General features: G+C 64.9%; 14 protein-coding genes. 9 read left to right on the top strand and 5 right to left on the bottom strand.

From position 1 onward, the window contains the following. Positions 1–170: 170 nt before the first annotated feature. A complete protein-coding gene (locus JQ580_RS05075) occupies positions 171–314 on the bottom strand; it encodes a hypothetical protein (protein WP_212278591.1) in 144 nt (47 codons plus the stop codon). Positions 315–509: 195 nt separating this feature from the next. Between JQ580_RS05075 and JQ580_RS05070 the strand changes: the two genes are divergently transcribed. The 4 genes from JQ580_RS05070 (at position 510) to hflX (ending at position 6,264) form a co-directional block, all read left to right on the top strand. After that, positions 510–2,927, top strand: a complete 2,418-nt coding sequence (locus JQ580_RS05070; protein WP_212278590.1) for a sensor histidine kinase — start codon at positions 510–512, stop codon at positions 2,925–2,927. Positions 2,928–2,944: 17 nt separating this feature from the next. Continuing rightward, complete coding sequence (gene ntrX / locus JQ580_RS05065; RefSeq protein ID WP_212278589.1) at positions 2,945–4,315, top strand: nitrogen assimilation response regulator NtrX; 1,371 nt, start codon at positions 2,945–2,947, stop codon at positions 4,313–4,315. Between the two features lie 306 nt (positions 4,316–4,621). Continuing rightward, the gene (hfq, locus tag JQ580_RS05060; protein ID WP_007591126.1) at positions 4,622–4,870 is read left to right on the top strand and encodes an RNA chaperone Hfq; all 249 of its coding nucleotides are present in this window, start codon (positions 4,622–4,624) and stop codon (positions 4,868–4,870) included. An 11-nt stretch (positions 4,871–4,881) separates the two neighbouring features. Further along, complete coding sequence (hflX, locus tag JQ580_RS05055) at positions 4,882–6,264, top strand: GTPase HflX (RefSeq protein ID WP_212278588.1); 1,383 nt, start codon at positions 4,882–4,884, stop codon at positions 6,262–6,264. A 50-nt stretch (positions 6,265–6,314) separates the two neighbouring features. On the opposite strand, the gene mazG is transcribed toward hflX, so the two are convergent. Further along, the gene (gene mazG / locus JQ580_RS05050) at positions 6,315–7,175 is read right to left on the bottom strand and encodes a nucleoside triphosphate pyrophosphohydrolase (protein WP_212278587.1); all 861 of its coding nucleotides are present in this window, start codon (positions 7,173–7,175) and stop codon (positions 6,315–6,317) included. A gap of 126 nt (positions 7,176–7,301) precedes the next feature. On the opposite strand from mazG, the gene queC reads away from it, so the two are divergent. Beyond that, positions 7,302–8,015: a 7-cyano-7-deazaguanine synthase QueC gene (gene queC, locus JQ580_RS05045; RefSeq protein WP_212278586.1), complete on the top strand. Its 714-nt coding sequence runs from the start codon at positions 7,302–7,304 to the stop codon at positions 8,013–8,015. 165 nt (positions 8,016–8,180) lie between these two features. On the opposite strand, the gene JQ580_RS05040 is transcribed toward queC, so the two are convergent. From JQ580_RS05040 to nthA, 3 genes are read right to left on the bottom strand one after another with little or no spacing between them, the layout of a single operon-like run. Beyond that, a complete protein-coding gene (locus JQ580_RS05040) occupies positions 8,181–8,561 on the bottom strand; it encodes a nitrile hydratase accessory protein (protein ID WP_212278585.1) in 381 nt (126 codons plus the stop codon). Beyond that, positions 8,561–9,220, bottom strand: coding sequence for a nitrile hydratase subunit beta (nthB, locus tag JQ580_RS05035; RefSeq protein WP_212278584.1), 660 nt, complete (start codon positions 9,218–9,220; stop codon positions 8,561–8,563). The genes JQ580_RS05040 and nthB overlap by 1 nt, the downstream gene beginning before the upstream one ends. Then, on the bottom strand, positions 9,217–9,840 hold the full coding sequence (nthA, locus tag JQ580_RS05030) for a nitrile hydratase subunit alpha (RefSeq protein ID WP_212278583.1): 624 nt from the start codon (positions 9,838–9,840) through the stop codon (positions 9,217–9,219). Before nthA ends, nthB begins: the two co-directional genes overlap by 4 nt. 63 nt (positions 9,841–9,903) lie before the next feature. Between nthA and JQ580_RS05025 the strand changes: the two genes are divergently transcribed. The 4 genes from JQ580_RS05025 (at position 9,904) to JQ580_RS05010 (ending at position 13,560) form a co-directional block, all read left to right on the top strand. Next, complete coding sequence (locus JQ580_RS05025; protein WP_212278582.1) at positions 9,904–10,662, top strand: hypothetical protein; 759 nt, start codon at positions 9,904–9,906, stop codon at positions 10,660–10,662. A gap of 31 nt (positions 10,663–10,693) precedes the next feature. Further along, positions 10,694–11,500, top strand: coding sequence for an enoyl-CoA hydratase/isomerase family protein (locus tag JQ580_RS05020; protein ID WP_212278581.1), 807 nt, complete (start codon positions 10,694–10,696; stop codon positions 11,498–11,500). Positions 11,501–11,765: 265 nt separating this feature from the next. Next, positions 11,766–12,905, top strand: coding sequence for a methionine ABC transporter ATP-binding protein (locus tag JQ580_RS05015; RefSeq protein ID WP_212278580.1), 1,140 nt, complete (start codon positions 11,766–11,768; stop codon positions 12,903–12,905). Next, complete coding sequence (locus tag JQ580_RS05010) at positions 12,895–13,560, top strand: methionine ABC transporter permease (RefSeq protein WP_212278579.1); 666 nt, start codon at positions 12,895–12,897, stop codon at positions 13,558–13,560. Before JQ580_RS05015 ends, JQ580_RS05010 begins: the two co-directional genes overlap by 11 nt. Positions 13,561–13,704: the final 144 nt, after the last annotated feature.

Below are 13,704 nucleotides of genomic sequence, written 5' to 3'. Positions count from 1 at the left end.
ACGAACGCTCATCACGGACGGTGACTCGGCTCCCCCTACCAGAGCGGAGCCGAGCCTGTCCGGATCGCGCGAGCCTTTTTGGCTGACGCGGTGAGCAAAAGTCGGGGCAGGGACGAATGTTCCGCGGTCACACAAGGGTGAGGCATTAGGCCACCTGCACCCGCGCCCGCTCACCTGACCAAGCGCTCGGTGGACGGCACCAGACGCGCGACGTTGGTCGGCTCCGACATCGCCGGACCATTGACCAGCAGATCGGAAGCCACGATCAGCAGCAGAACGGCAGACGCCATTATCGCGAGGAAGAACCTGTCCATGCGGGGTCAAGCCAGCACGGGCGGAAACCGTTCCCGCATATGAGGTCTCCACACTCCCGGCCATGATCCGCCTGTGGATGCGCCAGCCCGTCACGGCGGAGGCGCCGCGGAATTGTCGCAATTCGGCAACAATGTGGTACGAATACATCAGTATCCGCCCGTCGCGGGCCCGTTTTCAGCATCGCCATTGCCGGAATGACCAGCGCAGACACCTCGGCCGCACACTTTGACACGGCACCAGCGGAAGAGCCCCGGCGTTGGTCGGCGCGGCGCTGGCTCGCGCCCGTTGCCGTGGTGCTGGCGCTGCTCTCGGCCTTCCTGACCTTCCTGGTCCTGACCGGCCTGACCACGATCGACCCGACCCCTGCGGTGGTCCGCTCGATCTATCTGATCAACGCGGCCACGATCCTGCTGCTGGTCGGGATCATCGTCCGCGAGCTCTGGCAGCTGATCCTGGCCCGGCGGCGGGGGAGGGCGGCGGCGCGGCTCCATGTCCAGATCGTCAGCCTGTTCTCGATCGTGGCGGTGCTGCCGGCGGTGCTGGTCGCCGTGGTCGCCAACGTCACCATCGAACGCGGCCTCGACCGGTTGTTCTCCGGCCCGACCAAGGAGGTGATCCAGAATTCGCTGACGATCGCGCGGGCCTATATGCAGGACCATGCGCAGCTGATCCGCGGCGACATTCTCGGCATGGCCAACGATATCGCGCATGCCCGGCCGCTCTACGATCAGGATCGCCGCTCGTTCCGGGAGATGCTGAGCGCCAGCGCTGCTTCGCGCAATTTGCCGGGCGCGATGATCATCGACAAGAACACCAACATCCTGGAATCCGCCGATACCGGGATGCGGCTCGCCTATTCTCCGCCCGCGTCCGACTTCCTCAGCAACGTCAACGAATCCGAGCCCGAGATCGCAATCCTTCCCGATGCGAGCTACGTCGCCGCGGTGATCCGGTTGCGCGCCTTCAGCGACACCTTCCTCTACGTTGCCCGTCCCCTCGATCCGAATGTCGTCAATCAGCTCAAGCAGACCGAGGTCAGCGTCGCCGAATACGCCCAGATCGAGTCGCGCCGGCTCGGCATCCAGGTGGCCTTCGCGCTGATGTTCGCCGTGATCGCGCTGACCATCCTGATGGCTTCTGTGCTGATCGGCCTGAACTTCGCCAATTCACTGGTCTCGCCGATCCGGCGGCTGATGAACGCGGCGCACACGGTCTCGACCGGCGACCTGCACGTCCAGGTGCCCGTGCACCAGTCGGAAGGCGATCTCGCCCAGCTCGGTGAGACCTTCAACAAGATGACGCAGGAGTTGCGCAGCCAGCGCGATGAGCTCGTCAACGCCAGCGACCTGATCGACAGCCGCCGCCGTTTCATCGAAGCGGTGCTGTCTTCCGCAAGCGCGGGCATTATCGGCGTCGATACATCGGGCAGCGTCGGCATTTTGAACCGCTCGGCCGAGAAGCTGATCGGGCACTCCGAGGCGGAGACGCTCGGTCATCCGCTCTCCGACGTGCTGCCCGAGCTCGACGAGATGATGACGGCTGCGCGCGAAGGCAGCCAGCGTCTGGTGCAGGGCCAGATCACGATCACCCGCGACGGCACCGAGCGCAATCTCTCCGTCCGCGTCAGCGCCGAGAAGAACCAGCCGCACGACAGCTACATCATCACGCTCGACGACATCACCGAGCTGGTTTCGGCGCAGCGCACCTCGGCCTGGGGCGACGTGGCGCGGCGCATCGCCCACGAGATCAAGAACCCGCTGACGCCGATCCAGCTCTCGGCCGAGCGCATCCGCCGCAAGTTCGGCAAGGACATCACCGAGGCCAAGGACAAGCAGATCTTCGAGCAGTGCACCGACACCATCGTGCGCCAAGTCGACGACATCCGCCGCATGGTCGACGAGTTCTCGCGCTTTGCGCGAATGCCGAAACCGGTGATGGAAGGCGAGGACGTCGCGGACGCGGTGCGGCAGGCCGTGTTCCTGATGAAGGTCGCCCATCCCGAGATCGATATCGAAGCCGAGTTCAAAGACGATCCGCTCCGCGCCCAGTTCGACCGGCGGCTGATCTCGCAGGCGGTCACCAACATCGTCAAGAACGCCACCGAGGCGATCGAGCAGGTCCCGCCGGAGGAGCTCGGCAAAGGCCGCATCGACGTCGTGGTGTCGCGCCAGGGCGAGGACGTGCTGATCGACGTGATCGACAACGGCATCGGCCTGCCCAAGGTCGCGCGCTCGCGTCTGCTCGAGCCCTACGTGACGACGCGCGCCAAGGGCACCGGCCTCGGCCTTGCCATCGTCGGCCGTGTGTTGGAAGACCATGGCGGGCGCATCGAGTTGAAGGATGCTTCCGACTTTCGCGAGGGCCAGCGCGGCGCCTGGATGCGGATGCGCTTTGCGATCTCCGGCCAACCCGCGAAGTCGGAGGGAGCCGAACAGGCCCCGGCGGGAGCCGAACGGGCCCCGGCAGTCGCGGTCAAGGACGCAACCGGCGCGCAGGCCGGCGGTTCTGTCAAGGACCTGGCGCAGGAAACAAATAAGCCGGCGGCCGAAACCAAAGACGCCGCCGAAAAGACCAATGATTCAACGAAAATCGAAGCCTCAACAGGCAGCTGACAAGACAGGCGCGACCCATGGCTAGTGAAATTCTGATTGTCGATGACGAAGCCGATATTCGCGATCTCGTTGCGGGCATCCTCGAGGACGAGGGTTTCGTCACGCGGACCGCACGCGACAGCGACTCCGCGCTGGCTGAAATCGGCAATCGCCGGCCGCATCTGGTGTTCCTCGACATCTGGCTGCAGGGCTCGAAGCTCGACGGCTTGCAGTTGCTGGAGCAGGTCAAAAAGGACAATGCCGACCTGCCGGTCGTGATGATCTCCGGCCACGGCAACATCGAGACCGCGGTCGCCGCGATCAAGCGCGGCGCCTACGACTTCATCGAAAAGCCGTTCAAGGCCGACCGGCTGATCCTGGTCGCGAACAGAGCGCTGGAGAACTCGCGGCTCAAACGCGAGGTCAAGGAGCTGAAGCAGCTCGCGCCGAGCGCAAGCCAGCTCGTCGGCCGCTCGCCGAGCATGAACCAGTTGCGCCAGACCATCGAGCGCGCCGCGAAGGCCAACAGCCGCATCCTGATCGTCGGCCCCGCCGGCGCGGGCAAGGAACTGACGGCGCGCACGCTGCATACGGCCTCGGGCCGGGCCGACGGTCCCTTCGTCGTCATCAACGCAGCCGCGATCACCCCCGACCGCATGGAGCAGGAGCTGTTCGGCGTGGAGCACTCCAACGGCGAGCAGGCGCGCAAGCCCGGCGCGCTCGAGGAAGCCCACGGCGGCACGCTGTTCATCGACGAGATCGCGGACATGCCGCGCGAGACCCAGAACAAGATCCTGCGCGTGCTCGTGGAGCAGTCGTTCCAGCGCGTCGGCGGCACCGCCAAGATGCAGGTCGACGTCCGCATCATCTCCTCGACCGCGCGCAATCTTGAAGAGGAGATCGCGGCCGGCCATTTCCGCGAGGACCTCTATCATCGGCTCTCGGTGGTGCCGATCCGCGTGCCCGCGCTGTCGGAGCGGCGCGAGGACATCCCGGAATTGATCGACTATTTCATGGAGCAGATTTCGGCCGGCAGCGGCCTGCCCAAGCGGCAGATCGGGCAGGACGCGATGGCGGTGCTGCAATCGCATGTCTGGCCGGGCAATGTGCGCCAGCTCCGCAACAACGTTGAGCGGGTCATGATTCTCGCCGCCGGCGGACCGGAGGTCATCATCACGGCAGACATGTTGCCGCAGGACGTCGGCTCCATGGTGCCGGCGATGCCGACCAGCAACAATGGCGAGCACATCATGGGCCTGCCGCTGCGCGAGGCCCGCGAAGTGTTCGAACGCGACTATTTGATTGCTCAGATCAGCCGTTTCTCAGGAAATATTTCTCGCACGGCCGAGTTCGTTGGCATGGAACGGTCGGCGCTGCATCGAAAGTTGAAAGCACTCGGTGTCGGCTGACCGGTTTCCCGCCACGCGAGGGCACCGGTTCGCATTGGGAAAATGCCGTCAAAACAACGTGCTAACGCCGCGACGTCACCTTATGAATAAAGCGATGAATAGATCGCTTTCCGTAGTTTTTCGGGGCGATACGGCGCCCGCTGCCGCGTGAAGCGGCTTGCCTAATAAGTCCACCTGTCCTCTAATCGCACAGCTGTTCCTTCCGAGGGGGATCTCATGAGGAACGGCAACCGGAAGAGGCCCCAAACGCCACAATGAGGGCCGCAACCGGCGCAATAAAAAGAAACTCAAAGCGAGAAAAAAACAATGGCGGCAGACCGCGCACAAAACCTACAGGACACCTTCCTCAACCACGTTCGCAAAACAAAGACGCCACTGACGATCTTTCTGGTCAACGGAGTGAAGCTCCAGGGCATCGTGACCTGGTTCGACAATTTCTGTTTGCTGCTTCGGCGCGACGGTCATTCGCAGCTCGTCTACAAGCATGCGATCTCGACCATCATGCCGGGTGCGCCGATCCAGTTGTTCGAAGGTGGCGAGGATCAGCCGGCTTGAGAGTGATCTGATTGGAACCCCGGAATTTTGACGGGGATGCCGACCGTCCGCGGTCGTCAGGGGCTAAGCAGACGGGGCGGGTGCTTGTCATCGGCCCCTATTTGCGGGTGCGCGCAGGCGGTGCCGACGCGCAATCGGAGAGTCATATCCAGCGCAATGCCGAAGCCCGGCTCGATGAAGCCGCCGGCCTCGCGCGCGCGATCGATCTCGTCGTTGCCGATGCCATTATCGCGCCGATCAACCAGATCCGCCCTGCGACCTATATCGGCAAGGGCAAGGTCGAAGAGATCGCTGCGCTGGCCAAGAGCCTTGATGTCGAGCTCGTGGTGATGGATTGCGCGCTGGCACCGATCCAGCAGCGCAATCTCGAAAAGGAGTTGCAGGCCAAGGTGCTCGACCGCACCGGGCTGATTCTGGAAATCTTCGGCCGCCGCGCCAAGACCAAGGAAGGCTCGCTTCAGGTCGAACTGGCGCATCTCAACTATCAGCGCTCGCGCCTGGTGCGCTCATGGACCCATCTGGAACGCCAGCGCGGCGGTTTCGGCTTCATGGGCGGTCCCGGCGAGACGCAGATCGAAGCCGACCGACGCCTGATCCAGGAGCGCATCTCCAAGCTCGAAAGCGAACTGAAGAAGGTGCAGGCGACGCGGCGACTGCATCGTGCCGGCCGCCAGCGCGTGCCGTATCGTGTCGTCGCGCTGGTCGGCTACACCAATGCCGGCAAGTCGACGCTGTTCAACCGCCTGACCCGCGCCGACGTTCAGGCGGCGGATATGCTTTTCGCGACACTCGATCCGACCTTGCGCGCCCTCAACCTGCCTCATGGCGGCAAGGCGATGCTGTCGGACACCGTCGGCTTCATCTCCAATCTGCCGACCCAGCTCGTCGCCGCCTTCCGGGCCACGCTGGAGGAGGTGCTCGAAGCCGACGTCATCCTGCATGTGCGCGACATCTCCCATGAAGATGCCGAGGCCCAGCAGAGCGACGTCGACGCCGTGCTGCGTCAGCTCGGCATCAACCCTGATGACAGCGGCCGCATTATCGAGGTCTGGAACAAAATCGACCGTTACGACGCTGAGCAGCGCGAAGAGATCCTCAACATTGCCGCGCGCCGGCCGGAGGATCATCCCGCGATGCTGGTGTCGGCTGTGACGGGCGAGGGCGTCGACGCGCTGCTCGCCGCGATCGAGGAGCGGTTGGCGGCCAAGCGAACCACGCTCGACCTCTCGATCGACGCCGCCGATGGCGCCGGCATCAGCTGGCTGCATCGCAATGCCGAGGTGCTGGCGAAAGAGCTGCACGACGGCCGTTTTGATATGACCGTGAGAGTGGACGAGACCAAGCGGGATATCGTCGTATCGAGGTTCGACGCGGTGCCGCATCTGACGGCGTAGCAGTGGCGACGCGGTAACCGGTCCCGGCCTTCGCCGGGGCGACGATTGAGCTAGCTGCGCACTTTGTCGTGTCTCTCAGCCGGCGTAGCCGGTTTCTCGTCGCTCTTCGCCGCATTCCACAGGGCGTCCATCTCTGCCAACGACGCTTGCTCCAGCGTTCGCCCGTCCGCCTCCAGAGCGCGCTCGATGGACGCAAACCGCCGCTCGAACTTCGCGTTGGTCGCACGCAGCGCGGCTTCCGGATCGGCATCGACATGGCGGGCGAGATTGACCAGCGCGAACATGAGATCGCCGGTCTCTTCCGCGATCTCCTGCTTGTCGTTGCGATCGAGCGCGGCCTCGATCTCGTCGGCTTCCTCGCGGATCTTGGCCAGCACCGCGCGTGGGTCGTTCCAGTCGAAGCCGACGGTGGAGGCCTTGCGCTGCAGCTCCATGGCCCGTGTCAGCGCGGGCTGGCCGGCCTTCACGCCCGACAGCAGCGACTTATACGTCGGCACTTGCTCCGGCGGCCGCCGCGCAGCGCGCTCGGCCTTCTCCTCGGCCTTGATGCGGTCCCAGACTTCCTTGACATGGGAGGAGGCGAGATTGCCGTCCTTGTCGGCGAAGACGTGGGGATGGCGGCGGATCATTTTTCGCGTGATGGCTTCGACGACATCGCCGAAGGCGAAAGCGTTCTGCTCGGACGCCATCTGGGCGTGAAACACGACCTGGAGCAGGAGGTCGCCGAGCTCCTCCTTGAGATCATCGAGATCGCCGCGGTCGATGGCATCGACCACCTCATAGGCCTCCTCGATCGTGTAGGGCGCAATCGTCGCAAAGTCCTGTTCGAGGTCCCAGGGGCAGCCGGTCACCGGCGTGCGCAGCGCCGCCATGATCTCGATCAGGCGGGAAATGTCGCGGGAAGGGGTCATTGCGGGGCGCTCTCCTGGCTCCATAACCTTATGCCAAAAGCGGTCCGCCGTTCCCAGCGCGGCGGGGCGGAACAGGCCGATTTCCACCGATTGGCGAGCCGCGTCCGCGGTGCTAAAGCGCGGGCCATGAGCGACACATTCTCATCACAAACCGCGCTGGTGCTGTTTTCCGGCGGCCAGGATTCCACCACCTGTCTCGCCTGGGCGCTCAGCCGCTTCGCGCGCGTGGAGACGCTGGGGTTCGAGTACGGTCAGCGGCATGCGGTTGAGCTCGACTGCCGCGAGCGGCTGTTCGACGGCGTCAAAGCGCTGCGTGCGGACTGGGCCGCAAAGCTTGGCGAGAGCCATACGCTGTCGATTCCGACGCTGGCGGCGGTGTCCGAGACCGCGCTGACGCGCGACGTCGCGATCGCAATGGGCGCCGACGGGTTGCCGAACACGTTCGTGCCCGGCCGCAATCTGGTGTTTCTGACGTTCGCCGCGGCGCTGGCCTACCGGCGCGGCATCACGCACATCGTCGGCGGCATGTGCGAGACCGACTATTCCGGCTATCCCGATTGCCGCGACGAGACCATTCGCGCCATGCAGGCCGCGCTCTCGCTCGGCATGGCGCGCAAGTTCGAGCTGTACACGCCCCTGATGTGGATCGATAAGGCCGCGACGTGGCAGCTCGCGCAGGATCTCGGCGGCGACGGGCTGGTCGACCTGATCCGCGAGCACTCCCACACCTGCTATCTCGGCGAACGCGGCGCGCAACACGAGTGGGGCTATGGCTGCGGCGAGTGTCCGGCCTGCAGCTTGCGGGCGAAGGGGTGGCGGGAGTACGCGGCGGGGCGTTAGGAGGTCTGGCTTCGCTGCCACCCTCGCCGCAACTCGTCGCTCGCGAAGGCGGGCGATCCAGTATCCCAGAGACCGTGCTTGAGCCGAGAAGCTGCAGCGTACGGATTCCCCGCCTTCGCGTGGAATGACAGCCCAGGGCCTGGCACAAGTGTGCCAATCACCGAGCTACCGAAAATCTTCCGGCCGCAGCTCGATCGGCTTGCCGTGCGGGGTGCGATCCGCCGCATGGTCCCAGGCATCGCGATAGCGATGCAGCGTCTCCATCGACGCGACGCCCTTGCGTGCGACGAGGCCCTCAAGCGTCGCGAGCCAGTGCAGATAATAGGTCTCGCCCGTATCAGGATCGCCGGCGGCCTGCGCGCGCTTGATCTCGTCCGCGAGGCTGGCCGCCCATTCCGGCCAGGTGAACACGCCTCGTTCGTGCAGCGTCAGCGCCATCGCGAAAGCATGCGCCTCCCAGGGCGCGCGGAACACCGGGCCGCCGTCTTCATCGCGGGGAATGCCTGGTATGGCTGCCGTGGCGACCGCTGCTGCCGCGCTGCTCATCACGCCGGGTCCAAATAGGGCTCGAAGGCGTCGATCGAGACCTTCAGGGTGGGATCACCATCCTCGCCCCAGAGATCGCGGCCCTCGAATACGACCGTGTAGAGCCATTGCGGATGTTCGCCGCGCTCCATCGCCGCCGTATCAGGAAAGACGTGGCAGCCATGGTTCAGTTCGATCACGCCGACATGGCCGCGGACATAGCGCGGCAGCCGCGTGTGCGTGGCCGGATGGATATTCCTGGCGCGCACGCGATCGCCGATGTTGAACTTGGCGGGCGCAGGCGGTGTGCGCCCGAACTTGCCGCGGACCATCACGCGCTCGACCTGGGTGAGATCGAACTTGCCGTGCTTGAGCGTCTTGGCAGGTTGCAGCGCATGGCCGGCAGCGACCTCTTCACGGGAGAGGTAGCCTTTCTCGATCAGCATCTCCTCGAGCCCGAGAAACCATTTCTTGTAATAGGAGCTCGAGAGATAGACCTCCGGCGGGAGCGTTTCGCGGTAGAAGCGCGAGGTGTCGATGTTGAAGGCACCGGCCGCGCCCATCGCGCGCACCATCGCCAGCACACGCTCTTCCCAATGCGCGTGAAACATCGGCTCGTTCGGCTCCGGCTCGACCTTGCCGAAGCCGTCCATGCCGCCCATGTCGTGCACGCCGTTCATGACGGCGCTCCCGGCTGTCGCGGGAATCCGGTGCCGATCATGGAATCGCGCGTGACGAGTTCGGCGAGCTGCTCCTCGCTCCAGCCCTCGGTGCCCGCTGGGCGCATCGGCAGCACCAGGAAGCGCGTCTCGGCGGTGGAATCCCACACCCGGATCTCCACGTCCTTCGGCAGGCTGACGTCGAAATCGGCGAGCACGCCGCGCGGGTCCTTCACCGCGCGCGAGCGGTAGGGCGCCGCCTTGTACCAGACCGGAGGCAGCCCGAGCATTTCCCAAGGGTAGCAGGAGCACAGCGTGCACACGACCATGTTGTGACGCGTGGGCGTGTTCTCGACCACGACGAGATGGTCGCCGACGCGGCTGACATGGCCGAGCGTGCCGATCGCCTTGGAGCCATCCTCCAGCAGCGCCTGCTTGAACGCCGGATCGGTCCAGGCCTTGGCAACGACGCGGGCGCCGTTGTGCGGGCCGATTTTGGTCTCATAGGCCTGGATGATGGCGTCGAGCGCGGCCGGCTCGACATAGCCCTTTTCGGTCAGGATCGTCTCGAGCGCGCGCACGCGCAGCTCGGTCTCCGACAACTCGGAGTGGTCGTGATCGTGGTGGTGATGCTCGCTCATGGGTAAGAAGATAGTCCCAGAATCCGGGCGTTGTCGAGGCGAAGACTCTGCTAACATCGCGCCATGGGATGGGCTGCACACACCGGAAGGACCGCCGCAATCGCGACACTTGTCGCACTCGCGGCCCAGGATGCGCGTGCCGCGAATGGCGCTTATGCGGTAGATGCCGCCGATATCTCCGAAGTCGGCTCCTGCAAGGTCGAGAGCTGGATGTCGGCTGCGTCCAACACGGATTTTTCCGCGGTCGCCAATCCCTCCTGCGTCGTCGACCCCTTCAGGCCGATCGAGCTGAGCCTTCAAACCATCCGGGCCCGCAGCGACGGCGACTGGAGCACGACATTGGCTCCGAAAGCCAAGACCAATTTCATCCCGACCGGGATCGGCCGCTGGGGATTGTCGGCCTATGGCGGTGGATCGTTCGACGCGGCGACCGGCGAGACGCTGACCGCCTTTGCCGTCATCCCCGCAACCTTTCGCCTGTCCGAGACCATGCGCATCAATCTCAACGGCGGCTGGCTCTGGGATCGTACCGTCGACCGGCACTATCTGACCTACGGCGTCGGCTTCGACTGGAAGTTCACCGACACATTGCAGTGGACGATCGAGGCGTACGGGCAGGCTGGCGCGTCCGAGATCGCGAGTGTCGTGCAGCCGCGCCTCCAGACCGGCGTGCGCTACCGTCCGAATGAGATATTCTCCGTCGATGTGATCTATGGCCACAACATCACCGGCGAGAACGCCAACTGGATCACGCTCGGCACCACGATCCGGTTTCCGGTCCCGGGCGCGCAGCCCGAGCATCACCGTACCGGTCATCTCTAGCGTCAAGACCAACAAGACCAGGGAGTTTGCGTTGACGGACTATGTCAAGATCGAGAAGGGCCTGGGGCCGGACGGGCGGATCGCGATCGTGCGGTTCGACCGAGGCGACGGCATCAATGCGCTGTCACCGGAAGCTCTGCGCCAACTGACCGCGGCCGCGCGCAGCTTCGAAGACGATTCCGCCACCTCCGTCGTGGTGCTGACGGGCAGCACCAGCGCGTTCAGCGCCGGCTTCGACCTCAAGGATGCCGAAGGGCGTTCGCGCAAGGACATGGACCTCGGCACGCTCAGGCGGCACCTCAAGCTCGGGCCGCGCCTGACCCACGCCTGGCAGGAGATGGAGCAGATCACGATCGGGGCGATCGAGGGCTTCTGTGTCGGCGGCGGCGTGGCTCTGGCCGTGGCGCTCGACTTCCGCGTCATGGGGCGCGACGCGCATCTGCGCGTGCCCGAAATCGGGCTCGGCATGAACATGAGCTGGCAGAGCATCCCGCGCATGCTGCATCTGATGGGACCTGCCCGCACCAAGCAGGCGGTCATCCTGGCCGACCAGCGCATCTCGGCGGACGAGGCCCGTGAATGGCGCTTGGTGGAGGAGGTGGTCGATCCCGGCCATGCCTTCGAGGCCGCCATGGATCTCGCCCGCAAAGTCGCGGCGCAGCCGCCGCTTTCGGTCGCGATGACGAAGCTCACCGTCAACCGGCTCGCGCATGCGCTCGACGACCTCGCCAGTCACATGGATGTCGACCAGTTCGCGCTGGCGAGCTTCAGCGAGGATCACAAGGAGGGCGTCGAGGCATTCCTGGGTCGCCGCAAGCCACGCTTCAAGGGGCGGTAAAGCGCGGCCGGTTGCTGATGCGATGGTTCCCTACGGGACGATGATGCGCCCGGTGGAGGAATATTCTTCTCCGGAGAGGAACTGGAAAATCTTCATCCATCTCCTCGCAGATATCTGAAATTGCAGGAAAGACCGGAAAAGGCGATGGTGCGTGCGGCGGTGCAGCGCGCTCCACTTTGAGGCGTGTGCCTGCTGTTCCATCTCACGTCGCCGATGCGACCTGGCTCTCAGTTGCCTTTTCGGGCAGGCGAGAGAACTATTGTGCATGAAGGCCGTCTCCATGAACGCCCACCAATCGTTTGCCGTTGGACAGCCGATTGCGCCGCCTGAAGCGATGGCCCATGCCGCAGCTGAGCCGGACGCAATGGTCCGCTTCGACAGCATCTCGAAGACCTATCCGGCCTATCGCGGCAAGCCCGGCGTCAACGCGCTGCAGGACATCGATTTCGTGATTCCCCGCGGCTCCATCACCGGCGTGATCGGCCGCTCCGGCGCCGGTAAATCGAGCCTGGTTCGGCTCATCAACGGGCTGGAGAAGCCGACCACGGGCCGCGTGATCGTCGACGGCAACGATATCTCGTCGCTGGCGGGGCGTGAGCTGCGCCTGGCGCAGCGCTCGATCGGCATGATCTTCCAGCACTTCAACCTGCTGTCCTCGCGCACCGCGGCCGACAACATCGCGCTGCCGCTCGAGATCGCGGGCTGGGCCAAGGTCGACATCAAAGCCCGCGTCACCGAGTTGCTCGCGCTGGTCGGCATTGGCGACAAGCATGACCGCTATCCATCGGAATTGTCCGGCGGCCAGAAGCAACGCGTCGGCATCGCCCGCGCGTTGGCGACGCGGCCGAGCGTGCTGCTGTCGGACGAGGCGACGTCCGCGCTCGATCCGCAGACGACGCGCGCGATCCTCGATCTGCTCGCCAGCATCAACCGCGAGCTCGGCGTCACCATCGTCCTGATTACCCACGAAATGTCAGTGGTGCGTCAGCTCGCCAGGGACGTGGTGGTGCTCGATGCCGGCCGTGTCGTCGAGAGCGGCCATGTCGCTGATATCTTCACCCGCCCACAACATCCAATCACGCAGTCCTTCCTCGCGGAGGTCATCGGCGACAGCCTGCCGGTGTCGCTGGCGAGCCGGATCGTGGCAGAGCCTTCTGCTGGCGGGCAGGCCGTGATCCGCATCCAGGTGCGCGGGGCAGGGGCCGGCGACACCGTGGTGGCGCGGCTCGCCCGCGAACTCGGTCTCGACGTCGCGCTGCTGTCGGCACGTATCGACGAGATCGGCGGCCAGCATGTCGGCTCGCTCGTGCTCGGCATTCCCGGCCGCGAGGACGTGCACGCGCGGGTCCTCGCCTGGTTGTCTCAATATCAATTCCCGGCGGAGCATCTCGGCTATGTCGCCTGAACTCATCAATCTCATCATCCAGGCGACCTTCGAGAGCCTGTACATGGTCGGCATCGCAGCACTGCTCGGCACCGCCTTCGGTCTCCCGCTCGGCGTCTTCCTCGCGACCAGCCGGAAAGGGGAGCTGTTTGCCGCTCCGATCGTCAATCGCGTGCTCGGCATCGTCGTCAATGCGGCGCGGTCGACGCCCTTCATCATCCTGGTCGTGGCCATTATCCCGTTCACCCGGCTCGTCGCCGGCACCTCGATCGGCTCGACCGCGGCGATCGTGCCGCTGACGATCGCATCGGCGCCGTTCATCGCGCGCCTGGTCGAAGCTGCCATCCGCGAGGTCGATGGCGGCCTGATCGAGACCGCATCCTCGTTCGGCGCCTCGCCGCTCCAGATCGTGTTCAAGGTGCTGATCCCCGAGGCGCTGCCGGGTCTGTTGCTGGCGCTGACGCTCGCCGTGGTCAGTCTGCTCGGCTATTCCGCCATGGTCGGTGCGGTCGGCGGCGGCGGCCTTGGTGATCTCGGCATCCGCTACGGCTATCAGCGTTTCATGCCGGAGATGATGCTGGCCGTCGTCGTCGTACTGATTGCGCTGGTGCAGCTCGTCCAGAGCGTGGGCGATTATCTGGCGCGGCGGGTCAATCGCCGGCTCCGGCATCACTGATCCCCAGACTGGAAATATTCCAATTCTAAAAGGCCGACATCGCAGTGCGCGTGAGCGCATTCGTCGCACGCGCTGCGCACACGTCTGGAGAAATTCTAACGGCGTTCCTATCGCACTCGTACATCGCCTGAGTTAGGGCGGGGC

The sequence above is a fragment of the Bradyrhizobium sp. SZCCT0148 genome (genome assembly GCF_018129985.1).
GTDB classification, from domain to species: Bacteria; Pseudomonadota; Alphaproteobacteria; order Rhizobiales; family Xanthobacteraceae; genus Bradyrhizobium; species Bradyrhizobium japonicum_H.
This window is presented reverse-complemented; position numbering and strand designations above follow the sequence as displayed.

Excerpts from the sequence above, each read along its gene's own strand:
- nthB (WP_212278584.1), bottom strand. The coding sequence starts at position 9,220 with ATGAACGGCGTGCACGACATGGGCGGCATGGACGGCTTCGGCAAGGTC.
- nthA (WP_212278583.1), bottom strand. The coding sequence starts at position 9,840 with ATGAGCGAGCATCACCACCACGATCACGACCACTCCGAGTTGTCGGAG.
- JQ580_RS05075 (WP_212278591.1), bottom strand. The coding sequence starts at position 314 with ATGGACAGGTTCTTCCTCGCGATAATGGCGTCTGCCGTTCTGCTGCTG.
- hfq (WP_007591126.1), top strand. The coding sequence starts at position 4,622 with ATGGCGGCAGACCGCGCACAAAACCTACAGGACACCTTCCTCAACCAC.
- mazG (WP_212278587.1), bottom strand. The coding sequence starts at position 7,175 with ATGACCCCTTCCCGCGACATTTCCCGCCTGATCGAGATCATGGCGGCG.
- JQ580_RS05040 (WP_212278585.1), bottom strand. The coding sequence starts at position 8,561 with ATGAGCAGCGCGGCAGCAGCGGTCGCCACGGCAGCCATACCAGGCATT.
- JQ580_RS05070 (WP_212278590.1), top strand. The coding sequence starts at position 510 with ATGACCAGCGCAGACACCTCGGCCGCACACTTTGACACGGCACCAGCG.
- JQ580_RS05025 (WP_212278582.1), top strand. The coding sequence starts at position 9,904 with ATGGGATGGGCTGCACACACCGGAAGGACCGCCGCAATCGCGACACTT.
- JQ580_RS05010 (WP_212278579.1), top strand. The coding sequence starts at position 12,895 with ATGTCGCCTGAACTCATCAATCTCATCATCCAGGCGACCTTCGAGAGC.
- ntrX (WP_212278589.1), top strand. The coding sequence starts at position 2,945 with ATGGCTAGTGAAATTCTGATTGTCGATGACGAAGCCGATATTCGCGAT.
- JQ580_RS05015 (WP_212278580.1), top strand. The coding sequence starts at position 11,766 with ATGAAGGCCGTCTCCATGAACGCCCACCAATCGTTTGCCGTTGGACAG.
- queC (WP_212278586.1), top strand. The coding sequence starts at position 7,302 with ATGAGCGACACATTCTCATCACAAACCGCGCTGGTGCTGTTTTCCGGC.